At 57.0% G+C, this 24,382-nt stretch carries 21 protein-coding genes, 1 pseudogene and 1 riboswitch; of the genes and pseudogenes, 8 read left to right on the plus strand and 14 right to left on the minus strand.

Going from position 1 to position 24,382, the window contains the following annotated elements; all coding sequences use genetic code 11:
- The coding region (gene hemE, locus ACJ8PL_RS25070) for a uroporphyrinogen decarboxylase (RefSeq protein WP_442528110.1) at nt 1–855 on the minus strand (855 nt) is incomplete at its 3' end.
- Nucleotides 856–893: 38 nt separating this feature from the next.
- Nucleotides 894–1,661: an NAD(+) diphosphatase gene (gene nudC, locus ACJ8PL_RS25075; protein ID WP_028127642.1), complete on the minus strand. Its 768-nt coding sequence runs from the start codon at nt 1,659–1,661 to the stop codon at nt 894–896.
- 101 nt (nt 1,662–1,762) lie between these two features.
- On the opposite strand from nudC, the gene rsd reads away from it, so the two are divergent.
- From rsd to ACJ8PL_RS25115, 8 genes are all read left to right on the plus strand, one after another.
- Complete coding sequence (gene rsd, locus ACJ8PL_RS25080) at nt 1,763–2,266, plus strand: sigma D regulator (RefSeq protein WP_442531452.1); 504 nt, start codon at nt 1,763–1,765, stop codon at nt 2,264–2,266.
- 39 nt (nt 2,267–2,305) lie between these two features.
- A riboswitch (TPP riboswitch) is annotated at nt 2,306–2,430 on the plus strand.
- Nucleotides 2,431–2,544: 114 nt separating this feature from the next.
- The gene (gene thiC / locus ACJ8PL_RS25085) at nt 2,545–4,488 is read left to right on the plus strand and encodes a phosphomethylpyrimidine synthase ThiC (protein WP_261106839.1); all 1,944 of its coding nucleotides are present in this window, start codon (nt 2,545–2,547) and stop codon (nt 4,486–4,488) included.
- Nucleotides 4,481–5,131 (plus strand): thiamine phosphate synthase, encoded by a 651-nt coding sequence (gene thiE / locus ACJ8PL_RS25090; RefSeq protein WP_097102966.1) that lies wholly within the window; start codon nt 4,481–4,483, stop codon nt 5,129–5,131. Before thiC ends, thiE begins: the two co-directional genes overlap by 8 nt.
- Nucleotides 5,124–5,873, plus strand: coding sequence for a HesA/MoeB/ThiF family protein (locus ACJ8PL_RS25095; RefSeq protein ID WP_004929883.1), 750 nt, complete (start codon nt 5,124–5,126; stop codon nt 5,871–5,873). The genes thiE and ACJ8PL_RS25095 overlap by 8 nt, the downstream gene beginning before the upstream one ends.
- Nucleotides 5,870–6,070 carry a sulfur carrier protein ThiS gene (gene thiS, locus ACJ8PL_RS25100; RefSeq protein ID WP_016929423.1) on the plus strand — a complete coding sequence of 67 codons (201 nt, stop codon included), beginning with the start codon at nt 5,870–5,872 and terminating at the stop codon, nt 6,068–6,070. The genes ACJ8PL_RS25095 and thiS overlap by 4 nt, the downstream gene beginning before the upstream one ends.
- A 1-nt stretch (nt 6,071) precedes the next feature.
- Nucleotides 6,072–6,851, plus strand: coding sequence for a thiazole synthase (locus ACJ8PL_RS25105; RefSeq protein ID WP_317006268.1), 780 nt, complete (start codon nt 6,072–6,074; stop codon nt 6,849–6,851).
- Nucleotides 6,851–7,984: a 2-iminoacetate synthase ThiH gene (gene thiH, locus ACJ8PL_RS25110; protein WP_016929425.1), complete on the plus strand. Its 1,134-nt coding sequence runs from the start codon at nt 6,851–6,853 to the stop codon at nt 7,982–7,984. Before ACJ8PL_RS25105 ends, thiH begins: the two co-directional genes overlap by 1 nt.
- A gap of 716 nt (nt 7,985–8,700) precedes the next feature.
- Entirely contained in the window at nt 8,701–9,480 is a 780-nt protein-coding gene (locus tag ACJ8PL_RS25115) for a helix-turn-helix domain-containing protein (RefSeq protein WP_028127641.1), read from the plus strand.
- On the opposite strand, the gene ACJ8PL_RS25120 is transcribed toward ACJ8PL_RS25115, so the two are convergent.
- From ACJ8PL_RS25120 to ACJ8PL_RS25175, 12 genes and pseudogenes are all read right to left on the minus strand, one after another.
- Complete coding sequence (locus ACJ8PL_RS25120) at nt 9,466–10,740, minus strand: sensor histidine kinase (protein WP_016929427.1); 1,275 nt, start codon at nt 10,738–10,740, stop codon at nt 9,466–9,468. The genes ACJ8PL_RS25115 and ACJ8PL_RS25120 overlap by 15 nt on opposite strands.
- Before the next feature lies 1 nt (nt 10,741).
- A complete protein-coding gene (locus ACJ8PL_RS25125) occupies nt 10,742–11,206 on the minus strand; it encodes a hypothetical protein (protein ID WP_016929428.1) in 465 nt (154 codons plus the stop codon).
- A complete protein-coding gene (locus tag ACJ8PL_RS25130) occupies nt 11,206–11,652 on the minus strand; it encodes a GNAT family N-acetyltransferase (RefSeq protein WP_016929429.1) in 447 nt (148 codons plus the stop codon). Before ACJ8PL_RS25130 ends, ACJ8PL_RS25125 begins: the two co-directional genes overlap by 1 nt.
- Nucleotides 11,653–11,819: 167 nt before the next feature.
- The gene (gene rpoC / locus ACJ8PL_RS25135; protein WP_004929899.1) at nt 11,820–16,043 is read right to left on the minus strand and encodes a DNA-directed RNA polymerase subunit beta'; all 4,224 of its coding nucleotides are present in this window, start codon (nt 16,041–16,043) and stop codon (nt 11,820–11,822) included.
- 118 nt (nt 16,044–16,161) lie between these two features.
- Nucleotides 16,162–20,190, minus strand: coding sequence for a DNA-directed RNA polymerase subunit beta (gene rpoB / locus ACJ8PL_RS25140; protein ID WP_004929900.1), 4,029 nt, complete (start codon nt 20,188–20,190; stop codon nt 16,162–16,164).
- 332 nt (nt 20,191–20,522) lie between these two features.
- On the minus strand, nt 20,523–20,888 hold the full coding sequence (gene rplL, locus ACJ8PL_RS25145; RefSeq protein WP_004929903.1) for a 50S ribosomal protein L7/L12: 366 nt from the start codon (nt 20,886–20,888) through the stop codon (nt 20,523–20,525).
- Nucleotides 20,889–20,951: 63 nt separating this feature from the next.
- A complete protein-coding gene (gene rplJ, locus ACJ8PL_RS25150; RefSeq protein WP_004929905.1) occupies nt 20,952–21,449 on the minus strand; it encodes a 50S ribosomal protein L10 in 498 nt (165 codons plus the stop codon).
- Nucleotides 21,450–21,787: 338 nt separating this feature from the next.
- Nucleotides 21,788–22,492 carry a 50S ribosomal protein L1 gene (gene rplA, locus ACJ8PL_RS25155; RefSeq protein ID WP_004929908.1) on the minus strand — a complete coding sequence of 235 codons (705 nt, stop codon included), beginning with the start codon at nt 22,490–22,492 and terminating at the stop codon, nt 21,788–21,790.
- A 3-nt stretch (nt 22,493–22,495) separates the two neighbouring features.
- The gene (rplK, locus tag ACJ8PL_RS25160; RefSeq protein ID WP_004929911.1) at nt 22,496–22,924 is read right to left on the minus strand and encodes a 50S ribosomal protein L11; all 429 of its coding nucleotides are present in this window, start codon (nt 22,922–22,924) and stop codon (nt 22,496–22,498) included.
- Between the two features lie 165 nt (nt 22,925–23,089).
- Nucleotides 23,090–23,635 (minus strand): transcription termination/antitermination protein NusG, encoded by a 546-nt coding sequence (gene nusG, locus ACJ8PL_RS25165; protein ID WP_004929914.1) that lies wholly within the window; start codon nt 23,633–23,635, stop codon nt 23,090–23,092.
- A gap of 1 nt (nt 23,636) precedes the next feature.
- A complete protein-coding gene (secE, locus tag ACJ8PL_RS25170; protein WP_442531453.1) occupies nt 23,637–24,020 on the minus strand; it encodes a preprotein translocase subunit SecE in 384 nt (127 codons plus the stop codon).
- A gap of 259 nt (nt 24,021–24,279) precedes the next feature.
- Nucleotides 24,280–24,382 (minus strand): annotated as a pseudogene (locus ACJ8PL_RS25175) (EF-Tu/IF-2/RF-3 family GTPase); the annotation flags it as partial.

Consider the following 24,382-nt stretch of genomic DNA (forward strand, 5'->3'; position numbering starts at 1 on the left):
TTTGTCGCCCACGCGCCGACGCGCGTCGGCGATATCGGTGGTCCAGTCCAGCCCCAGCGCATCGCAGCCGGTGGCGGCCATCGCCTCCAGCCACTGCCCGCCGCCTTTGGTAAACAGCGTCACCGGCACGCGGCGGCCGTCATTTTCACGCAGCAGGCCATCGACGATCTTGTGCATGTAGTGCAACGAGAACTCGCGGTAATCGCGCCCGGTCAGCACGCCGCCCCAGGTGTCGAACACCATCACCGACTGCGCGCCGGCCTTGATCTGGGCGTTGAGGTACAGGATCACGCTGTCCGCCAGCTTGTCCAGCAACAGGTGCAGCGTGGCCGGTTCGGCATACATCATCTTCTTCAGCTTGGTGAAGGCCTTGCTGCTGCCGCCCTCAACCATATAGGTAGCCAGCGTCCACGGGCTGCCGGAGAAGCCGATCAGCGGCACTTCGCCCTTTAGCTCGCGGCGAATGGTGCGCACCGCGTTCATCACATAGCCCAGCTCCACTTCCGGATCGAACACCGGCAGTTTGTCGACGTCGGCGCGGCAGGTGACGGGGGAGCTGAAACGCGGGCCTTCGCCGGCTTCAAAGTACAGGCCGAGCCCCATGGCGTCGGGAATGGTGAGAATATCGGAGAACAGGATGGCGGCGTCCAGCGCATAGCGGCGCAGCGGCTGCAGCGTAACCTCACAGGCCAGCTCCGCGTTCTTGCACAGCGACATGAAATCACCGGCCTGGGCGCGAGTCGCCTTGTACTCCGGTAAATAACGACCGGCCTGGCGCATCATCCATACGGGGGTCACATCCACCGGCTGGCGCAACAGCGCGCGCAGGTAACGATCGTTCTTCAACTCAGTCATTTATGGGGCTCCCTTAATAATCTGCCGGCCATTGTACATTATTCTGCCCGGCACAGCGCCACGGTGTCCTCAATCAACCGGCGCGCCACGGTGCCGGGCGGCGGCAACAGCGGCAGTTGGTCGTAACGATACCAGCCGGCATTGAGCAGCTCCTTGGGATCGTGACGAATCTCACCCTGGTGGTAATCGGCCATAAAGGCCATCATCAGCGAGTGCGGAAACGGCCAGGGTTGTGACGTGACGTAGCGCAGGTTCTTGATTTCAATATTGCTCTCTTCCATCACTTCGCGCGCCACCGCTTGCTCCAGCGTTTCGCCCACTTCGACGAAGCCGGCCAGCACCGTGTGAATGCCGCCGCGATGGCGCACGTGCTGCGCCAGCAGGATCTGATCCTCGCGCCGAATGGCGACGATCACGCAGGGCGCGATCTGCGGGTAGTAGCGTTCTTTGCAATGGCCGCACAGGCAGGCGCTTTCGGTGCGGCTGAGGTGCATCTCATGGCCGCAGTAGCCGCAATAGCGATGGGAGCGGTAGAAGTCCGCCAGCTGCACGCCGCGCCCGGCCAGCTGGAACAGACCGCGATCCTGATCCAACAGCTGACGCACCGACCCCATCTCCCGCGGCATCGCCTGGCGCACCAGCCAGACCGGCGCGCCCTCCCACTCACCGATGACGCGCGCCATATGGCCCTGCAGCCCGAGGGCGGCGGCAGTCCCCGACGGCAATTCACCGTTCGGTAACCAAAGTTTGCTTTCATGGCTGACGATCCACCAGCCGTTTTCATTGCCCGTTAATGCAAGTTCCATATCGTTGTTGCACAACCTCAGCTTCACTGGCACTCTACAAATCGGCTTTGTTACATTTTAATAACTTACCGGTTACTTTTGTTACTTACACGGAGTCAAACATGCTCAACCGTTTGGAAAGGCTGACTCAGCGCGTTGGCAGTAGTAATGAATTAGTTGATCAATGGCTTCAGGCCCGCAAGCAGTTGCTGGTCGCCTACTGCACGCTGGTAGGCCTCAAACCGAATAAAGAAAAGCATACGCCGCTGAATGAAAAAGCGCTGGAGAACTTTTGCCACAACCTGGTGGATTACCTCTCCGCAGGGCATTTTCATATCTATGACAGAATTATCAAACAAGTGGAAGGCGCAGCCAGTCCGAAAATGTCGCTGGCGGTGAACATCTACCCCAAGCTATGGGCCAATACCGAACAGATCATGGCGTTCCACGATCGCTATACCGAAGTGGATATCGATCAGGAGGTCTGTCTGGAATTCCATCAGGCCTTGTCGGATATCGGCGAAACGCTGGCGGCGCGCTTTGCGCTGGAAGATAAGCTGATCCAACTGGAAGCGGAAGCCGCGCAGCAACCGCTGCCGGACCAGACACTGGATCCGGCGCGTTAAAATTTTATAGTTTTTTTTCTTATCCCTCCTATACTGGGGGGCATCTTGTCGGAGTGCCTAGCGCCTGATTTGTTCATCGAATCAGCCAGGCTGAGACCGTTAATTCGGGATCCGCGGAACCTGATCGGGTTAATACCCGCGAAGGGAACAAGAGTAATCTATCGCCACAGGCACGGCCTTCCCCTTGCGGGCGCCCTGCCTTATCGGCCACCATCATTACTCCCTCCGAGCTCCAGACAAGCAACTTTCCCAACCCAACACACTGGTAGGAACTTGCTATGTCTAACGTTAATCCACCGCGCGCCCGTAAAGCGCAACGCGAAGCCGCCCAGCAGTTTATCGACACGCTGCAAGGCATGGCTTTCCCAAACTCACGCCGCATCTACCTCCAGGGTTCGCGCCGCGATATCCAGGTGCCGATGCGCGAAATTCAGCTCAGCCCGACCCTGATCGGCGGCAGCAAAGATAGCCCGCAGTATGAACCCAACGAGGCGATCCCGGTGTATGACACCGCCGGCCCGTACGGCGATCCACAGGCCGAGCTCGACGTGCACGCAGGCCTGACCAAGCTGCGCGCCGGCTGGATCGACGCGCGCGGCGATACCACGACGCTCAGCGGCGCCAGCTCCGGCTTCACCCAACAGCGGCTGGCGGACGAAGGCCTCGATCACCTGCGTTTCGAACACCTGCCGTTGCCGCGCAAGGCGTTACCGGGTAAGTGCGTGACCCAACTGCACTATGCCCGCGCCGGCATCGTCACCCCGGAGATGGAGTTCATCGCCATCCGTGAAAACATGGGGCGCGAACGCATTCGCGGCGAGGTGCTGCGCCACCAGCATCCGGGCCAAGGCTGGGGCGCCAACCTGCCGGACAACATCACGCCGGAGTTCGTGCGCCAGGAAGTGGCCGCCGGCCGCGCCATCATTCCCGCCAACATCAATCACCCGGAGGCAGAGCCGATGATCATCGGCCGCAATTTCCTGGTGAAGGTGAACGCCAATATCGGCAACTCGGCGGTCACGTCGTCGATTGAAGAAGAGGTGGAGAAGCTGGTGTGGGCCACCCGCTGGGGCGCAGACACCGTGATGGATCTCTCCACCGGCCGCTATATTCACGAAACTCGCGAATGGATCCTGCGCAACAGCCCGGTGCCCATCGGCACCGTGCCGATCTACCAGGCGCTGGAGAAGGTCAACGGCGTGGCGGAAAACCTCACCTGGGAGATGTTCCGCGATACGCTGCTGGAACAGGCGGAACAAGGGGTCGATTATTTCACCATCCACGCCGGCGTGCTGCTGCGCTACGTGCCGATGACCGCCAAACGCCTGACCGGCATCGTGTCCCGCGGCGGCTCGATCATGGCCAAATGGTGTCTGTCGCACCATCAGGAAAACTTCCTCTATCAGCACTTCCGCGAAATCTGCGAGATCTGCGCCGCCTACGACGTTTCGCTGTCGCTCGGCGACGGCCTGCGCCCCGGCTCGATTCAGGACGCCAACGACGAGGCCCAGTTCGCCGAGCTGCATACGCTGGGTGAGCTGACCAAAATCGCCTGGGAATACGACGTGCAGGTGATGATCGAAGGCCCGGGCCACGTGCCGATGCAGATGATCCGCCGCAACATGACCGAAGAGCTGGAACACTGCCACGAAGCGCCGTTCTACACCCTCGGCCCGCTGACCACCGATATCGCCCCGGGCTATGACCATTTCACTTCCGGCATCGGCGCGGCGATGATCGGCTGGTTCGGCTGCGCCATGCTGTGTTACGTCACGCCGAAAGAGCACCTCGGCCTGCCGAACAAAGAAGACGTCAAACAGGGCCTGATCACCTACAAGATCGCCGCTCACGCCGCCGATCTGGCCAAAGGCCATCCGGGCGCGCAGATCCGCGATAACGCCATGTCCAAGGCGCGTTTCGAATTCCGCTGGGAAGATCAGTTCAATCTGGCGCTCGATCCGGCCACCGCGCGCGCCTATCACGACGAAACCCTGCCGCAGGAATCCGGCAAGGTCGCCCACTTCTGCTCGATGTGCGGGCCGAAATTCTGCTCGATGAAGATTTCGCAGGAGGTGCGCGACTACGCCGCCGCCCAGGAGGTCGCCAAGCCGATCGAAGTGCAGCTGACCGGCATGGAGAAAATGTCCGCCGAGTTCCGCGCCCGCGGCAGCGAGCTGTATCACAGCGCCGGCACCCTGCAAGAGGAGACAAGCAATGACTGATATCACGACCCCCTTCCCGGCGACGCCCTACAAACTGGGGCTCTACCCGGTCGTCGACAGCGTGGAATGGATCGCTCGCCTGCTTGAGGCCGGCGTCACCACCATCCAGCTGCGCATCAAGGATTTGCCTGACGAGCAGGTCGAAGAGGATATCGCCGCCGCCATCGCGCTGGGCCAGCGTTATCAGGCGCGGCTGTTCATCAACGACTACTGGCGGCTGGCGATCAAGCACGGCGCCTACGGCGTGCATCTGGGCCAGGAAGATCTTGATACCACCGATCTGGCGGCCATTCACCGCGCCGGGTTGCGGCTCGGCGTGTCCACCCATGACGACGCCGAACTGGCGCGCGCGCTGGCGGTGAAACCGTCCTACATCGCGCTGGGGCACATCTTCCCCACCCAAACCAAAGACATGCCTTCGGCGCCGCAGGGGCTGACGGAGTTGAAACGCCACATCGCCGGCCTGGCGGATTACCCGACGGTGGCGATCGGCGGGATCAGTATCGATCGCGTACCGGCGGTGCTGGCGTGCGGCGTCGGCAGCGTCGCGGTGGTCAGCGCCATCACCCTGGCGCCGGACTGGCGCGCGGCGACGGCCGAGCTGCTGCGGCTGATCGAAGGCGAGGATCCGAACGATGCTTAACGATCAGGAATTCCTGCGCTACAGCCGCCAACTGCTGCTGGAGGACGTCGGCCCGGAAGGCCAGGAGAAACTCAAGCGCGCCACGGTGCTGATCGTCGGTTTGGGCGGGCTCGGCTCCCCGGCTTCGCTGTATCTGGCCGCCGCCGGCGTCGGCACGCTGCTGTTGGCCGACGACGACCAGCTGCACGTCACCAACCTGCAGCGTCAAATCCTCTACCGCAGCGCCGATACCGCCACCGGTAAGGCGGCGCTGGCGCAACGCCATCTGCAGGCGCTGAACCCATTGGTGGAATCCATCCCGCTGGCGCAGCGGCTGCAAGGGCAAGCGCTGCGCGACGCGGTCGCCCGCGCCGATTTGGTGCTGGACTGCTGCGACAATATGGCGACCCGCCATGAGGTCAACGCCGCTTGCATCGCCGCCGCCAAGCCGCTGATCAGCGGCAGCGCGGTCGGCTTCAGCGGCCAGTTGCTGGTGCTCGAGCCGCCCTATGCACACGGCTGTTACGCCTGCCTGTACCCGGAGCAGGAAGAGCCGCAGCGCAACTGCCGCACCGCCGGGGTACTCGGCCCGGTGGTCGGCGTGATCGGCACCCTGCAAGCGCTGGAGGCCATCAAGATGCTGGCCGGCATGCCTTCCTCCCTCAGCGGGAAACTGCGGCTGTTCGACGGCAAGCAGCAGAGTTGGAGCACGCTGCAACTGAGCCAGGCCCGCGCCTGCCCGGTATGCGGAGGCGCGGCATGAAGATCCGTCTTAACGATCAGCCGCTGGAGCTGGCGCAGCCGCTCAGCGTTGCCGCCCTGCTGACCCAGCTGGAACGCCACCAGCCGGGCACCGCGCTGGCGATCAACCAAACCATCATCCCGCGCGCCGACTGGGCCGACCACCAGGTGCAGGACGGTGACGATATTTTACTGTTTCAAGCGATCGCCGGAGGCTGACATGCTGAAAATCGCCGATACCACTTTTACCTCGCGCCTGTTCACCGGCACCGGCAAGTTCGCCACCCCGGCATTGATGCTGGAGGCGCTGGCGGCCTCCGGTTCACAGCTGGTGACCATGGCCATGAAGCGCGTCGATCTGCGCGGCGGCAACGACGCCATTTTGGCGCCGCTGCAGCAGTTGGGCGTCAGGCTGTTGCCCAACACCTCCGGCGCTAAAACCGCCGCCGAAGCGGTGTTCGCCGCCCGGCTGGCGCGTGAAGCGCTCGGCACCCGCTGGGTGAAACTGGAGATCCATCCCGATGTGAAATACCTGCTGCCTGATCCGATAGAAACGCTGAAGGCGGCGGAAACGCTGGTGAAAGACGGTTTTGTGGTGCTGCCCTACTGCGGCGCCGATCCGGTGCTGTGTAAACGGCTGGAAGAGGCGGGCTGCGCGGCGGTGATGCCGCTCGGCGCCCCTATCGGCTCCAACCGCGGTCTGCGCACCCGTGACTTCCTCGAGATCATCATCGAACAGGCCAAAGTGCCGGTGGTGGTCGACGCCGGCATCGGCGCGCCGAGCCACGCGCTGGAAGCGATGGAGCTGGGCGCCGACGCGGTGCTGGTGAATACCGCCATCGCCGTGGCGCGCGACCCGGTGCAAATGGCGCGGGCGTTTCGCCAGGCGTTGGAAGCCGGCGAACTGGCGCGCAGCGCCGGATTAGGCTCGAGCCAGCGCGGTGCGGTCGCCTCCAGCCCGCTGACCGCCTTCCTCAGTCAGCCAGAGGAGGCACAGTGATGGGCGACGATTTCAGTAGCCGCTGGCAACAGCTGGATTGGGACGATATTACGCTGCGCATCAACGGCAAAACCGCGCGCGACGTGGAACGCGCGTTGAACGCCGACAAGCTGACGCGCGACGACTTTATGGCGCTGATCTCCCCCGCCGCCGCGCCGTATCTGGAACCGCTGGCGCAGCGCGCGCAGCAGCTGACTCGTCAGCGATTCGGCAACGTCGTTAGCTTCTATGTGCCGCTGTACCTCTCTAACCTGTGCGCCAACGACTGCACCTACTGCGGCTTTTCGATGAGCAACCGCATCAAGCGCAAAACACTGGATGCGGCGGAGATCGCACGCGAGTGCGAAGCCATCAAGGCGCTGGGGTTCGAACACCTGTTGCTGGTCACCGGCGAGCATCAGACCAAGGTCGGCATGGACTATTTCCGCCGGCACATTCCGGCGATCCGCAGCCACTTCAGCTCGCTGATGATGGAAGTGCAGCCGCTGGCGCAGGACGAGTACGCCGAACTCAAAACGCTGGGCCTGGACGGCGTGCTGGTGTACCAGGAAACCTACCATCCGGCCACCTATCTGCAGCATCACCTGCGCGGCCAGAAGCAGGATTTCCATTGGCGCCTGGCCACGCCGGATCGCCTGGGGCGCGCCGGGATCGACAAGATCGGCCTCGGCGCGTTGATCGGCCTCTCCAACAGCTGGCGCACCGACTGTTACCTGCTGGCGGAACATCTGTTCTACCTGCAGCAAACTTACTGGCAGAGCCGCTACTCGATCTCGTTCCCGCGTCTGCGCCCCTGCGCCGGCGGCATTGAACCGGCGTCGATCATGAGCGAGCCTCAACTGGTGCAGCTGATCTGCGCCTTCCGGCTGTTCGCGCCGGACGTTGAGCTGTCACTGTCTACGCGTGAGTCGCCGTACTTCCGCGATCATATGATCCCGGTGGCGATCAACAGCGTCAGCGCCGGATCCAAGACGCAGCCCGGCGGCTATGCCGATGACGTGCCGCCGGAGCTGGAACAGTTCGAACCGCACGACGGCCGCACGCCGCAGCAGGTCGCCGAGGCCATCAGCAACGCCGGGCTGCAGCCGGTGTGGAAAGACTGGGACGGTTATCTGGGACGCGGTGCGCAATAAGCGGCAACGTTTGCCGCCGCGTGAAGAAAACGCTGGAGCGGCCGCGCAATGCTGAACGCTGATGCTGGCGTCGGCAAGCCCCCCGCTTATAGTGACCTTGCCGACCGCCAAACCCGGCGTCGGCCGGGGCCGTCTCCCTCTCGATGGTCCCGCCTTATCCCATCCCGGATCGCGCAGAGACTCTCTGCGCGACTCCGGTTCCTCCTTGGATTTGCGCCGGCGGGGCATGCGGACAGGCCGTTTTGGCGACTCGGCTGACAGGAGCAACTGCGTTCTGCAATAACTCAGAGTGAGATTCAAAGGGCGACGGTTACAACAGAAAGTGGAGAGCGTGGAAAAAGAAGACACTGCAAAGAAGATGCGCGACAAGAGAAGCTTGAAGGATAATCCCCGGTGCTGCCAATGGCCCTGGTGCTGGCCGCGGATCTTTTTGCCGCCTGCTCCCTGCTTACGGACAAGAGCAGGCGGTTTATTTTGTGAGACTGGCACCCCCCCAGGACGCGAATCACACAGTATGTGCGCTAATTAACCACATAAACGGCGAAATGTGAATGTCTTTTGAGTGTTTTTTTATTCAGTATCGAGTGTGTTTTGAGTTTGACAAGGAAAATCAAACTGATATCACCGCAATACCCGAGGCTTCATCTATAATCCAGCACGGATCCTCAAACAGGTTTTTCAACGCTCGCGGTTAACATCAAAAAGCCAAGGTTGTCATGAAGAAAACGCCAAATTACATCGATGCAATCAGCGCGTTGCTCACTCTGAAAGGAGTAGGCGACAGAAAACATGCCTCCACGATGGCCAACATACTGAACCTTCAGTACAACAGCGCCAAACAGAAGCTGGATGGCAAAAGGGGCATCACCCTCGATGAAGTCAAAAAGGTTTTCCAGTATTTCAACGAGCCGTTTGCCGGCCAACGGACACATAACGGCGTGTTTATCATGAACAGCATTCACAAGCGCTGCAACATTGAGGTCGACGAGCGCCCGGTCACGCAAGCGGACAACGACGAAACTTACGCCTACAAAAAGGACGACCTTTTCATCATCAACACCAATCGGGAATATGCAGCCGATGCCCCGCTGTATAAAGTCAATAAGATAGACTTTCTGCCGGCCCCGCGTATCGCGATCCTGGATAATGACGGCGATATTCTCGAACTGTTGAAGAAGATCGCCAGCCGCTACGGCATCGAAACTGAGACCTTTCAGACGGCGGACGCCATGCTGGCCGCGCTGGAGCAGCAGTCCTTTGAGGCGTTTATTTTGGACTGGCTGTTGGACTTCGGCGAGACTTCCGAACGCGTCGTGAAGAAAATTAAAGACGCCCTCGATCCGCACGCCCGCATCATCATTCTGACCGGCCAGCTGAATCACTACGAGAAAAACATCGGCGATATGATCCTGCACTATGACGTGCACCTGGTGGAAAAACCGACCAAGCCGCTGATTATCTCCTCGCTGTTGCTGTCGAACCTATTCTTTAATTAGTTTGATCGGGATGCGGATCAAAAACGATGAGCCAACCCCTTCGACGGATTTGACCTTGATGGCGCCTTTCATCGTCGTGACGTAATTTTTGATAATGGTCAGCCCCAGCCCCAACCCCTGCCGCGTTTCCCTTTCCAGCCCCTGATTGAACGCCTTATATAACCGATCCAGATTATCGACGTTAAACCCGATGCCGGTGTCTTTTACCCGCAAATACAGATTGCCGTGACACACCTTCACATTGAGGACGATCGCGCCGTGGTGGGTAAATTTGTCCGCGTTGCTGAGCAGGTTGGCCAATATTCGGTAGAGCTTGTATTTATCAGAGCCAATCAGGCCGGCATAAGACGAACGGTGGATCACGAGCCGATTGCCTCGCCCGGCGCCGATGCCGGTTACGGCATCCTCCACCACCTCATTCAGCCGGAAGGTGGAAATATTGATTTTAACTTCTCCCATCTCAAGCCGAGAATAATCCATCACCTCGCGCGTTTGTTCGGCGATCTTGTTGCCGTGATAGGAGATCAGGCGGGCTTCTTTTTTCAACTCTTCCTGCGCTAGCTCGTGTTCCATGATATCCGCGGCAATGACGATGGCCTGGGTCGAGCCGGCGATCTCGTGGTAGATGGAAGAGATAAAGATGTTCTTGTTCTTGATGATCTCTTTCAACGAGAAGGCATTTCTCAGCACCAGGAACATCATCAGGAACACCAAAATCAGCGAAAAGAGGGCGAACATCTCGGCTTTACTCGAGTTGTCCTGGATGATGCCTTTCACTTCGGTAAAGTTTTTAATCTGTATCCGATAAATAATTTCCTGGATATCGACCAGCGTGCCCTCGATATCATCCATATAAGAGAGAATGTCCGCCTTGTTTTTCTGCCCCACCAGCAAGCCGGCAGAAAGATCGTCCAACGTGCGATACTGCTGCTTCAGCAGCGCAACATTTTTGATGAACTCGTCGTCGTAATAAAAAGAGTCGCTGAAGGTCGAACGGCTCTCCAGGATCTGAATCTTCGAGTAGAAGATTTTCTTTTTGATCTGGAAGGCGTCGTAATCGTTGTTTTCACTGAGCAACAGCGCGGTTTTGGTCCTTTCAAACGCCAGAAACAGGATCTCGGCCACCGAGTAGTTGTCCAGGTTGGGCTCGATCTGCTTATAGCGCTCTTTTACGCCGCCGAAATTAATGGCAATCAACAAAATCAATAAGGAGAAGATGGCAACCAACGCGATAAGAGTACCGATCAGTTTTTTGCTCATCTTATTTCAGCTCCAACCTTTTAACTTGCCAGACGGTTTTCGCATTCACATCCAAGTTATTCAGCTCAGCATAGCCATCGCGCGGATAAATAATGGCGAACGGCCCCAACTCACCAACGTCGATCGGCTTGCCGCCGCGCTGGTAGGCGACGATCACACGGTATTTAATCATCTCGTCAATCGGCATCGAATAAGAGTAATCATCCCAGGCGAAAGCGCGCACCGACTGGCCTTTCAGGTGATAGGCTTTCACTAACTCCGCAAACTCAACGCCGGTGAACATATCTTCCGGGGTGAAATTGGTCGAGGTTTTAATCGTGTGCTGCGGCATCGCCGCCAGCATCTGCCGGGTTATCTTGATCTTCTCGCCATCGAGCGGTTTCAGGTAAAAATAGTCAACGGCCGCATACAGCGGCGTGCTGAACAGCGAAAGCAGCAGTAACGTCATCAATCCTTTGATTGTCATTATTCACCCTCTTTACGTTTTACCAGTTCGGCCTGGCCGAATTCATCCTGCCCGACCACGGCCCAACCGTGATGTTGATAAAAGCCTTCAGCTTTGGAGCCGGGATCGGTGGTTAAGTGGATCGCTTCGGCGCCGCGCTCAAACATCCAGGCGGTGACCCGCGCCAACAAGGCGGAGCCGATCCCCTTCGACTGGTATTCCGGCTTCACGAACAGGCCGCCGATCAGCGGTTCAGGGATGAATAACCCGAAGCCAACGCCGGCATAGTCGTCGCCATGCTTGCAGATCCAGCCGCCGCCCTGGTTGATGTCCTCCAGCGCCTGCCTGCGCTGCAGATACTGGATCTGATGCGGGTGCAGCAGGTTTTCCTCAACGGAAAAGCGGATCTCATACAGGTAAGGCAGGTGTTGCGCCGTCAATTTTTCGAAGGTAATGAGGCTGTCCATGTTCGCACTGTCCTTGGTTGTCTGGTAAAAAACGCCGGTCAATTTCTGCTGTAACCATAGTAGCAAAGTTTGCTCGGCCCCGGCATGAGGCGAAAAAAAACCGCCCCCGAGGGAGCGGTTTATCTGGCGATGGGCCCGGCATGCCGGGCCCGCGGCGCGGATGACGATTATTCGTCGTCGCTGCCGCCCAGGCCTGCATTGAGCAGCTCGGCCAGGTTAGCCGTCGCTTCTTCCGCGCTGACTTGCGGAACAACCGGCGCTTCACCCTGAGCACGGCGACGCATGCGATCCTGATGATAAGCGTAACCGGTACCGGCTGGGATCAGACGGCCCACGATGACGTTCTCTTTCAGGCCACGCAGTTCATCGCGCTTGCCGGCTACGGCAGCTTCGGTCAGAACGCGCGTCGTTTCCTGGAACGATGCGGCGGAGATGAAGGACTCGGTCGCCAAGGAAGCCTTGGTAATACCCAGCAGATCGCGCGAGAAGGTTGCCGCAATTTTACCTTCAGCTTCCAGCTGACGGTTGGCAATCTTGACGCGAGACACTTCAGCCTGCTCGCCTTCCAGGAACTCGGAGCCACCAGCGCTAACGATGGTGCCTTTACGCAACATCTGACGAACGATAACTTCGATGTGCTTATCGTTAATCTTAACGCCTTGCAGACGGTAAACTTCCTGCACTTCGTTGGTGATGTAGCGGGTAACCGCATGCACGCCACGCAGACGCAGAATGTCGTGCGGAGACTCTGGGCCGTCGGAAACGACGTCACCACGTTCCACCACTTCGCCTTCGAACACGTTGAGCTGACGCCATTTCGGAATCATCTCTTCGTAAGCGTCGCTGCCGTCCAGCGGAGAGATCACCAGGCGACGTTTGCCTTTGGTCTCTTTACCGAACGAGATAATCCCGCTGATTTCAGCCAGGATTGCCGGCTCTTTCGGACGACGCGCTTCGAACAGGTCGGCAACGCGCGGCAGACCACCGGTAATATCCTTGGTACCGCCGGATTCCTGAGGAATACGCGCCAGGGTATCACCCGCACCGATCTGAATGCCATCTTCCAGCTGAACGATCGCTTTGCCCGGCAGGAAGTATTGAGCAGGCATATCAGTACCTGGGATCAATACGTCTTCGCCCTGAGCGTCAACGATTTTCAGTGCCGGACGCAGGTCTTTACCGCTACCGGTACGCTCTGCGCTGTCCAGAACAACCAGAGAAGACAAACCGGTCAGTTCGTCGGTCTGACGAGTAATCGTCTGGCCGTCAACCATGTCCGCGAAGCGAATGAAGCCGCTGACTTCACTGATGACCGGCATGGTGTGCGGATCCCAGTTAGCGACGGTTTCGCCGCCATTAACTTCTTCACCGTCGCCTTTGCCCATCACGGCGCCGTAAGGCACCTTGTAGCTTTCTTTGGTACGGCCGAATTCGTCGATCAGTTTCAGTTCGGTGTTACGCGAGGTGATCACCAGCTTGCCTGCGGCGTTCATAACGAACTTCGCGTTGCTCAGCTTGATGCTACCCTTGTTTTTCACCTGAATGCTGGATTCAGCAGCCGCACGAGATGCCGCACCACCGATGTGGAACGTACGCATCGTCAGCTGTGTACCCGGCTCACCGATGGACTGTGCCGCGATAACGCCGATGGCTTCGCCTTTGTTGATGATGTGGCCACGTGCCAGGTCGCGACCATAGCAGTTTGCACACACACCAAAGTCGGTTTCACAGCTCACCACGGAACGGACTTTAACGCTGTCGACAGAGTTCTCTTCCAACAGGTCACACGCCTTCTCGTTCAGCAGGGTGTTGCGTGGCACCAGAATGTCCGCCGTACCCGGCTTGAGGACGTCTTCTGCCGTCACACGACCCAGAACGCGTTCACGCAGCGGCTCTTTCACGTCGCCACCTTCGATAACCGGAGTCATCAGGATGCCGTCGTGGGTGCCACAGTCGTCTTCGGTCACCACCAGATCCTGCGCCACGTCAACCAGACGACGGGTCAGATAACCGGAGTTCGCGGTTTTCAGTGCGGTATCCGCCAGACCTTTACGAGCACCGTGGGTGGAGATGAAGTACTGGAGTACGTTCAGACCTTCACGGAAGTTCGCGGTGATTGGCGTTTCGATGATGGAGCCGTCCGGCTTCGCCATCAGACCACGCATACCGGCCAGCTGACGAATCTGAGCGGCGGAACCACGCGCACCGGAGTCGGCCATCATGAAGATGCTGTTGAAGGAAACTTGCTGTTCCACTTCGCCGTCACGGTTAACCACGTCTTCTACCGACAGGTTTTCCATCATCGCTTTAGCAACGCGTTCGTTCGCTGCAGCCCAGATATCGATCACTTTGTTGTAGCGTTCGCCGGCGGTAACCAGACCAGACTGGAACTGCTCCTGGATCTCGGCAACTTCGGTTTCCGCTTCTTCGATGATCTCCGCCTTCTTGGCCGGGATAACCATGTCGTCGATGCCTACGGAAGCGCCGGAACGGGCTGCGTAAGCAAAACCGGTGTACATGATCTGGTCAGCAAAGATAACGGTCGGCTTCAGGCCCAGGATGCGGTAACAGGTGTTCAGCATCTTGGAGATCGCTTTCTTGCCCAAAGGCTGGTTAACGATCGCGTACGGCAGACCTTTCGGTACGATCATCCACAGGATGGCGCGGCCGATGGTGGTGTCGATGATGCTGGTCTGAGAAGTCCATTCGCCTTCGGCGTTTTTGACGTCTTCGGTGATACGCACTTTAACGCGCGCATGCAGAGACGCCAGGCCGGCGCGGTATACGCGCTCAGCTTCTTTGGAACCGTTCAGCACCATGCCTTCGCCCTTGGCGTTAACACAGTCGCGGGTCATGTAGTACAGACCCAGTACAACGTCCTGAGAAGGAACGATGATTGGCTCGCCGTTCGCTGGGGACAGGATGTTGTTGGTGGACATCATCAGCGCACGCGCTTCCAGCTGGGCTTCCAGCGTCAGCGGCACGTGAACGGCCATCTGGTCACCATCGAAGTCGGCGTTGTATGCCGCACAAACCAGCGGGTGCAGCTGGATCGCTTTACCTTCGATCAGAACCGGTTCAAACGCCTGGATACCCAAACGGTGCAGGGTTGGTGCACGGTTCAGCAGTACCGGGTGTTCGCGGATCACTTCGTCCAGGATATCCCAAACGACGGCTTCTTCACGCTCAACCATTTTCTTGGCGGCTTTGATGGTGGTGGCCAGGCCACGCAGCTCCAACTTGCCGTAGATGAACGGTTTGAACAGCTCCAGCGCCATCTTTTTAGGCAGACCGCACTGATGCAGACGCAGGTATGGACCTACGGTGATTACGGAACGGCCGGAGTAGTCAACGCGTTTACCGAGCAGGTTCTGACGGAAACGACCCTGCTTACCTTTGATCATGTCGGCCAAAGATTTCAGAGGACGTTTGTTGGAACCGGTGATCGCACGACCGCGACGGCCGTTATCCAGCAGGGCGTCTACCGCTTCTTGCAGCATACGCTTTTCGTTGCGCACGATGATGTCCGGCGCAGCCAGATCCAGCAGGCGTTTCAGACGGTTGTTACGGTTGATCACGCGGCGATACAGATCGTTCAGATCCGACGTCGCGAAACGGCCGCCATCCAGCGGAACCAGTGGACGCAGATCCGGCGGCAGTACCGGCAGCACGGTCAGGATCATCCACTCCGGCTTGTTGCCGGACTGTACGAACGCTTCCAGCAGCTTGATACGCTTGGTCAGCTTCTTGCGCTTGGTTTCGGAGTTGGTTTCGTTCAGCTCTTCACGCAGCTGCTCGCACTCGGCTTCCAGATCCATGTTTTTCAACAGGGCCTGAATAGCTTCCGCACCCATCTTGGCGTCGAATTCGTCACCGAACTCTTCCAGCGCGTCCAGATACTGCTCTTCGGTCAGGATCTGACGACGCTCGAGGTTGGTCATACCGCCTTCGACCACCACATAGGATTCGAAGTACAGTACGCGTTCGATGTCACGCAGCGGCATATCCAGCAGCAAACCGATGCGGGATGGCAGCGATTTCAGGAACCAGATGTGCGCAGTCGGGGAAGCCAGTTCGATGTGGCCCATGCGCTCACGACGCACTTTGGTCTGGGTCACTTCAACGCCGCACTTCTCACAGATCACGCCGCGGTGTTTCAAGCGCTTGTACTTACCGCACAGGCACTCGTAATCTTTTACCGGCCCGAAGATACGGGCGCAGAAAAGGCCGTCACGCTCTGGTTTGAACGTACGGTAGTTAATGGTTTCCGGCTTCTTAACTTCACCGAACGACCACGAACGGATCATGTCTGGCGAGGCCAGAGCAATCTTGATCGCATCAAACTCTTCGGTCTTAGTTTGCGCTTTCAGAAACTTCAATAAGTCTTTCACGGATTGGCTCCTGTCGGAGTTAAACCTGTTGGGCACCCACAACCGCAGTAGGTACCCGTGTGACCTGAACAACCACCCTCAGGCTCCCTTAGGCGGGGAGCCTGAGCCGGAATGACGATTACTCGTCTTCCAGTTCGATGTTGATGCCGAGCGAGCGGATTTCTTTCAACAGTACGTTGAAGGACTCCGGCATGCCTGGCTCCATCCGGTGATCGCCATCCACGATGTTTTTGTACATCTTGGTACGGCCGTTAACGTCATCCGACTTAACGGTGAGCATTTCCTGCAGGGTATAAGCCGCGCCGTATGCTTCCAGTGCCCACACTTCCATCTCACCGAAGCGTTGACCACCGAACTGCGCTTTACCACCCAGAGGCTGCTGAGTAACCAAGCTGTAAGAACCGGTTGAACGGGCGTGCATTTTATCGTCAACCAAGTGGTTCAGTTTCAGCATGTACATATAGCCGACAGTAACCTGGCGCTCGAATTGCTCACCGGTACGGCCATCGAACAGCGTGATCTGACCGGAGGTCGGGATTCCGCCCATTTCCAGCAGCTTCTTGATTTCAGTCTCTTTCGCACCGTCAAACACCGGCGTTGCGATCGGCATACCTTTTTTCAGGTTCTCTGCCAGACGCAGCACTTCGTCGTCGCTGAAGGTGTTCAGGTCAACTTTCTGGCAAACGTCGTCGCCCAGATCGTAGGCCTTCTGGATGAACTCACGCAGCTTGGCCACTTCCTGCTGCTGCTTCAGCATCTGGTTGATCTTCTCACCGATGCCTTTCGCAGCCATACCCAGGTGGGTTTCCAGGATCTGACCGATGTTCATACGTGATGGTACGCCCAGCGGGTTCAGTACGATGTCTACCGGCGTGCCGTTTTCATCGTAAGGCATATCTTCGATCGGGTTGATCTTGGAGATAACACCCTTGTTACCGTGGCGGCCCGCCATCTTGTCACCCGGTTGGATCTGACGTTTAACGGCCAGATAAACCTTGACGATTTTCAGTACGCCCGGCGCCAGATCGTCGCCCTGAGTGATCTTACGACGCTTGGCTTCCAGCTTCTTCTCGAAGTCGGATTTCAGTTCGTCGTACTGCTCAGCCAGCTGCTCCAGCTGGTTTTGCTTCTCTTCGTCGGTCAGGCCCAGTTCCAGCCAGCGATCGCGCGGCAGCTTGCTCAGCTTGTCGGCTTCGATGCCACCGGCAACCAGCACCGCGTGGATACGCGCAAACAGGCCGGCTTCCAGGATCTGCAGTTCTTCAGTCAGGTCTTTCTTCGCCTGCTTCAGCTGCATCTCTTCGATTTCCAACGCGCGCTTGTCTTTTTCCACGCCATCGCGGGTGAAGACCTGCACGTCGATAACCGTACCGGAAACGCCGTTCGGCACACGCAGAGAAGAGTCTTTAACGTCAGACGCTTTCTCACCGAAGATCGCACGCAGCAGCTTCTCTTCCGGCGTCAGCTGGGTTTCGCCTTTAGGCGTTACCTTACCGACCAGAATGTCGCCGCCGGTCACTTCAGCACCGATATACACGATACCGGATTCATCCAGCTTGGAGAGCGCCGCTTCACCCACGTTAGGGATGTCGGCGGTGATCTCTTCAGGCCCCAGCTTGGTGTCGCGAGACACGCACGCCAGTTCCTGGATGTGGATGGTGGTGAAGCGATCTTCCTGCACCACGCGCTCGGAGACCAAGATGGAGTCTTCGAAGTTGTAGCCGTTCCAAGGCATGAAGGCTACGCGCATGTTCTGGCCCAATGCCAGTTCGCCCAGGTCTGTCGATGGGCCATCCGCCAGCACGTCGCCGCGCTCGATTGGCTCACCCAGATTCACACACGGCATCTGGTTGATGCAGGTGTTCTGGTTAGAACGGGTGTACTTGGTCAGGTTGTAAATATCGATACCTGCTTCGCCCGGGTACATCTCGTCTTCGTTAACTTTGATAACGATACGGGAAGCATCCACGTACTGGATCACACCGCCACGTTTGGCAACGGCGGTTACGCCGGAGTCTACCGCTACGGCGCGTTCCATACCGGTACCGACCAGCGGCTTGTCAGCGCGCAGGGTTGGTACGGCCTGACGTTGCATGTTCGCACCCATCAATGCACGGTTGGCGTCATCGTGTTCCAGGAATGGAATCAGTGAAGCACCAACGGAAACGACCTGCTGGGTGGATACGTCCATGTAGTCAACCTGGTCGCGGCTGAACAGGCTTGATTCGCCTTTGCTACGACAGGTGACCAGGTCTTCTACGAAGCGGCCTTCTTCATCCAGGTTGGAGTTCGCCTGGGCGATAACGAAGTTGCCTTCTTCAATAGCAGACAGGTAGTTGATTTCATCGGTCACCACGCCGTCACGCACGCGGCGGTACGGGGTTTCCAGGAAGCCATACTCGTTAGTCTGTGCGTACACGGACAGGGAGTTGATCAGGCCGATGTTTGGACCTTCCGGCGTTTCGATTGGGCACACGCGGCCGTAGTGGGTCGGGTGTACGTCTCGAACTTCAAAGCCGGCGCGCTCACGGGTCAGACCGCCCGGGCCCAGTGCGGAGATACGACGCTTGTGCGTGATCTCGGACAGCGGGTTGTTCTGGTCCATGAACTGGGACAGCTGGCTGGAGCCGAAGAACTCTTTCACCGCCGCCGAAATCGGCTTGGCGTTGATCATGTCCTGAGGCATCAGGGTATCCAGATCGCCCAGAGACAGACGCTCTTTCACCGCACGCTCAACACGCACCAGACCTACGCGGAACTGGTTCTCGGCCATTTCGCCAACGGAGCGGATACGGCGGTTGCCCAAGTGGTCGATATCGTCCACTTCGCCCTTGCCGTTACGGATATCGATGAGCTTCTTCATCACTTCGATGATGTCGTCTTTGCTCAGGATGCCCGAACCTTCGATCTCGTCGCGCAGCAGAGAACGGTTGAACTTCATACGGCCAACCGCGGACAGATCGTAGCGGTCTTCGGAGAAGAACAGGTTCTCGAACAGGCTTTCGGCAGCTTCGCGCGTTGGCGGCTCACCAGGACGCATCATGCGGTAGATTTCTACCAGCGAGCTCAGACGATCGTTGGTCGGATCGACACGCAGCGTTTCAGAGATGTACGCGCCGTGGTCCAGATCGTTGGTGAACAGCGTTTCGATGCGCTTGTGGCCGGACTGGCTCAGCTTGGCCAGCAGATCCAGCGACAGCTCCATGTTGGCTGCGCAGATCAGTTCGCCGGTATTGGTATCGATATAGTCTTTCGCGACCACTTTGCCCGCGATGTACTCTACCGGTACTTCAATGCTCTGAATGTCGTCTTTTTCCAGCTGACGGATATGACGAGCGGTGATGCGACGGCCTTTCTCTACGTAGATCTTGCCGTTGGCTTCGATATCGAACGAAGCGGTCTCACCACGCAGGCGCTCTGGCACCAGCTCCATCTGCAGCTTGTTGTCGCGGATTTCGAAGACGATCTTGTCAAAGAACAGGTCGAGGATCTGTTCAGTGGTGTAGTTCAGCGCGCGCAGAATGATGGTCGCAGGCAATTTGCGGCGACGGTCAATACGCACGAACAGGTTGTCTTTCGGATCGAACTCGAAGTCCAACCATGAACCGCGGTAAGGGATGATGCGTGCGTTGTACAGCACTTTACCCGAGGAGTGGGTTTTACCCTTATCGCTGTCGAAGAATACGCCAGGACTACGGTGCAACTGAGATACGATAACCCTCTCAGTACCGTTGATCACAAAGGTGCCGTTTTCGGTCATGAGCGGAATTTCGCCCATGTAGACTTCTTGTTCCTTGATGTCTTTGACCGTACCTTCAGGCGCTTCGCGCTCATAGATAACCAGGCGCAGTTTTACGCGCAGCGGTGCAGAGAACGTCACACCACGGATCTGGCACTCTTTGACGTCGAAGACCGGCTCACCAAGACGGTAGCTAACGTATTGCAGCTCCGAATTGCCACTGTAGCTCTGGATAGGGAAAACAGAACGGAATGCGGCTTCAAGGCCGTACTGCCCTTCTGGATCTTGCTCGATAAACTTCTGGAACGAGTCAAGCTGGATAGAAAGGAGATATGGTATGTCCAGCACTTGTGGACGTTTACCAAAATCCTTACGAATACGTTTTTTCTCGGTATAGGAGTAAACCATAGGGTTCCTCAGCTCGCTGATCAGTGACCCAATCTGTCCGTCCGATTAGGGACAGTTCATGCAACACCGTTTTGTCGACCGGAAAGCGGGAACACTTTCCGCAATGTCTCTTGCTATCACGCTTAAACCATTTCATCGCGCCTTCCCCCAGAACTCCTGGTAGTGCAAAGACCGCGGTATATTAAGTCGTCAATAGAAACAAACATTGGGAGGCGAAACCAGCAGCCAAACAGTGTGAAACGCTACTGGCGCCCTACAGCGCAAAAAGGCTGGTGACTAAAAAGTCACCAGCCATCAGCCTAAAAGACTAGGCTGCAACCGGAAAGGTTGGCTTATTTAACTTCAACTTCTGCGCCAGCTTCTTCCAGAGATTTTTTCAGAGCTTCTGCGTCATCTTTGCTCACGCCTTCTTTCAGAGCGGCTGGAGCAGATTCAACCAGGTCTTTAGCTTCTTTCAGACCCAGGCCGGTAGCGCCACGTACTGCTTTGATAACAGCAACTTTGTTAGCGCCTGCAGCTTTCAGGATAACGTCGAATTCAGTTTTCTCTTCAGCAGCTTCAGCTGGGCCAGCAGCTACAGCTACAGCAGCAGCAGCAGAAACGCCGAATTTTTCTTCCATAGCGGAAACCAGTTCAACAACGTCCATTACGGACATAGCGGCAACTGCTTCCAGGATTTGGTCTTTAGTGATAGACATAACAATTGTTCCTAAAATTCAGAAATAGTTTAAATACGTTAGCAAAGGCTAAGAAAGAGTGGCTTACGCCGCTTCTTTCTGATCGCGTACTGCAGCCAGAGTGCGAACCAGTTTGCCGGCAGCGGCTTCTTTCATGGTTGCCATCAGGCGTGCGATCGCTTCTTCGTAAGTTGGCAGCGTCGCCAGGCGGTCGATTTGCGCCGCTGGGATCAGCTCACCTTCAAAGGCCGCAGCTTTAACCTCGAATTTTGCATTCGCTTTCGCGAACTCTTTGAACAGACGAGCAGCAGCGCCCGGGTGTTCGTGAGAGAATGCAATCAAGGTTGGACCGACAAACGTGTCTTTCAGGCATTCGAATGGAGTGCCTTCAACTACGCGACGCATCAGGGTGTTGCGAACAACACGCATGTAAACGCCAGCTTCACGACCTGCTTTACGCAGTTCAGTCATTTTATCTACGGTAACGCCGCGGGAATCCGCAACAACCGCAGACAGCGCGCCTTTGGCTACTTCGCTGACTTCAGCAACAATCGCTTGTTTGTCTTGAAGATTTAATGCCATTAGCTTTTTGCTCCTGGATTAGCCGGGGAAAATCCCCCGGAACTCACTTCACTCGGCGCTTTGTAAAACGCCACGCCGAGCGGCTTAACACGGTGAGCAGAATCCAGCAAAGACATTCTTTTATAAAAAAGAAAAATTTTCTTAGGCTCTGTCACCGTCTACGCAGGAAGGATTAAGTATCTTGCGATACACCTGCGGTCTTGGACGGAGGCCTGGATAGGCCAGGCTCCAACCGAAAAATCTTTGTTTTGCCTACGGCATAGCCAATAGCAAAACCTTGGGGCATAAGATTCTAGACAAATCTCGGCCCCAAGTCAAAGCGATAATCGCAAGTGCGATTAGTTCGCTGCGGCAGACAGACCGCTCTGATCGATAGCAACGCCAGCACCCATGGTGGTGGAGAGGCTAACTTTCTTGATGTACATGCCTTTCGCCTGAGAAGGTTTTGCTTTTTTCAGCGCAACCAGCAGGGCTTCCAGGTTTTCTTTCAGTTTGTCTGCGTCGAAATCAACCTTACCGATAGTGGTATGGATGATGCCGTTTTTGTCGTTACGATAGCGAACCTGACCTGCTTTAGCGTTTTTCACTGCTTCAGCAACGTTCGGAGTAACGGTACCCACTTTCGGGTTTGGCATCAGGCCACGTGGACCCAGGATCTGGCCCAGTTGACCAACAACGCGCATTGCATCCGGGGAAGCAATAACAACGTCGAAGTTCATTTCGCCTTTCTTGATCTGCTCAGCCAGATCGTCCATACCTACCAGCTCTGCGCCTGCAGCTTTCGCAGCTTCAGCGTTAGCGCCTTGGGTAAATACGGCAACGCGAACGGAACGACCGGTGCCGTGTGGCAGAACGGTAGCACCACGAACGTTTTGGTCAGATTTACGAGCGTCGATGCCGAGGTTAACGGCAACGTCAACGCTTTCTACGAATTTAGCGGTGGCCAGCTCTTTCAGCAGAGCAACAGCTTCAGTGATGTCATACTGTTTAGTAGCATCAACTTTGTCACGGATCACGCGCATGCGCTTGGTCAGCTTAGCCATCTCTTAATCCTCCACTACCAGGCCCATGGAACGAGCGGTACCTTCGATGGAGCGAGTCATCGCTTCAACGTCAGAACCAGTCATGTCCGCAGCTTTGGTTTCTGCGATTTCACGTACCTGAGCACGGGTCACTTTACCTACTTTGTCTTTGTTCGGCTTACCGGAACCAGACTTGATACCAGCCGCTTTTTTCAGCAGAACTGCTGCTGGCGGGGTTTTGGTAACGAAAGTGAAGGAGCGATCAGAATAAACGGTGATAACAACCGGAATCGGCAGACCTTTTTCAATGCTGTCAGTCTTAGCATTGAACGCCTTACAGAATTCCATGATGTTAACGCCCTGCTGACCCAGAGCTGGACCCACTGGTGGGCTCGGGTTAGCCATACCAGCTGCAACTTGCAGCTTGACGTAGGCTTGTACTTTCTTAGCCATTTAAATTTCCTCGGTTTGGGTAGTATCGCCTCGTGAGAGGCTCCCCGTGTTTAACCTCGCCGGACAAACATCAGGCAAGGCATCTAAAAACAAAAGGCGCGAAATTGTAGTTCAATTTCACGCCTTTGACAAGCGGCAACAGGCCGCTTACTGCTGATTATTCGATCAGCCTTTTTCAACCTGGCTGAAGTCCAGTTCCACCGGCGTTGCACGACCGAAGATGGAAACGGAAACTTTCAGGCGGCTCTTCTCGTAATCGACTTCTTCGACCACGCCATTGAAATCGGCAAACGGGCCGTCGTTGACGCGCACCAGCTCGCCCGGCTCGAACAGCGTTTTCGGACGCGGCTTGTCACCGACCTGCTGCAGACGGTTCATGATCGCATCAACTTCTTTATCGCTGATCGGCGCTGGACGGTCAGACGTACCGCCGATGAACCCCATGACGCGCGGTACGCTGCGCACCAGGTGCCAGCTGGCGTCATTCATCACCATCTGCACCAGCACATAGCCAGGGAAGAACTTACGCTCGCTTTTGCGACGCTGGCCGCCACGGATTTCAACCACTTCTTCCGTAGGCACCATCACTTCGCCGAACAGCTCTTCCATATCGTGCAGTTTGATGTGTTCACGCAGCGATTGTGCTACGCGACCTTCAAAACCGGAAAACGCCTGAACGACGTACCAACGTTTTTTTGGAGCTTCAGACATTTTAGAACCTCAGGCCAGTAATAAACGACACCAGACGGACCAGAATACCATCCAGCCCCCACAGAATCAGTGACATCACGGCGGTTACCGCGGCGACGATCAACGTGGTGTGCAGCGTTTCCTGACGAGTTGGCCAAATCACTTTACGTACTTCGGTACGCGCTTCACGGGCAAACGCAACGGTGGCTTTGCCTTTGGTGGTCATCAGAGCCACTGCACCTGCAACGGCGATGATCAGCACAACTGCCAGCGCGCGCAATGGCAGGCTTAAATCACGGTAGTAATAGTTACCGACAATAGCCACAACCAACAGAACGGCGACGATCAGCCACTTTGCCGTTTCCAGGCCGCGTCCGCTCCCTTGAGCCTCGGTATTCGCACTCATAAACCAACCTGTCACAATGATGATTCAGAACAAACAACTTTGCCTCGCATTGCGAGGCAAACCAAACCGATCGGATACCGCACTAGCGATATCCCGGTGTTTTACGCCATGACGTATTCAGTCAATACGGTTTAAGAGCCCATCTCACCAATGATTATGACTGCAAAATCGCTGATGAGATAGGTTCTAGTTCACAGCGTAGAAAAAGGGCATCAAATGATGCCCTTTTACCGCGTGTCGCGTCAAACTTTATCAGCGATTAAGCGATAACTTTAGCAACAACACCAGCGCCTACAGTACGGCCGCCTTCACGGATTGCGAAACGCAGACCGTCGTCCATCGCGATTGGGTGAATCAGGGTT

Origin of the sequence: Serratia sp. CY83965, assembly GCF_052166375.1 — a bacterium.
Taxonomy (GTDB): Bacteria; Pseudomonadota; Gammaproteobacteria; order Enterobacterales; family Enterobacteriaceae; genus Serratia; species Serratia marcescens.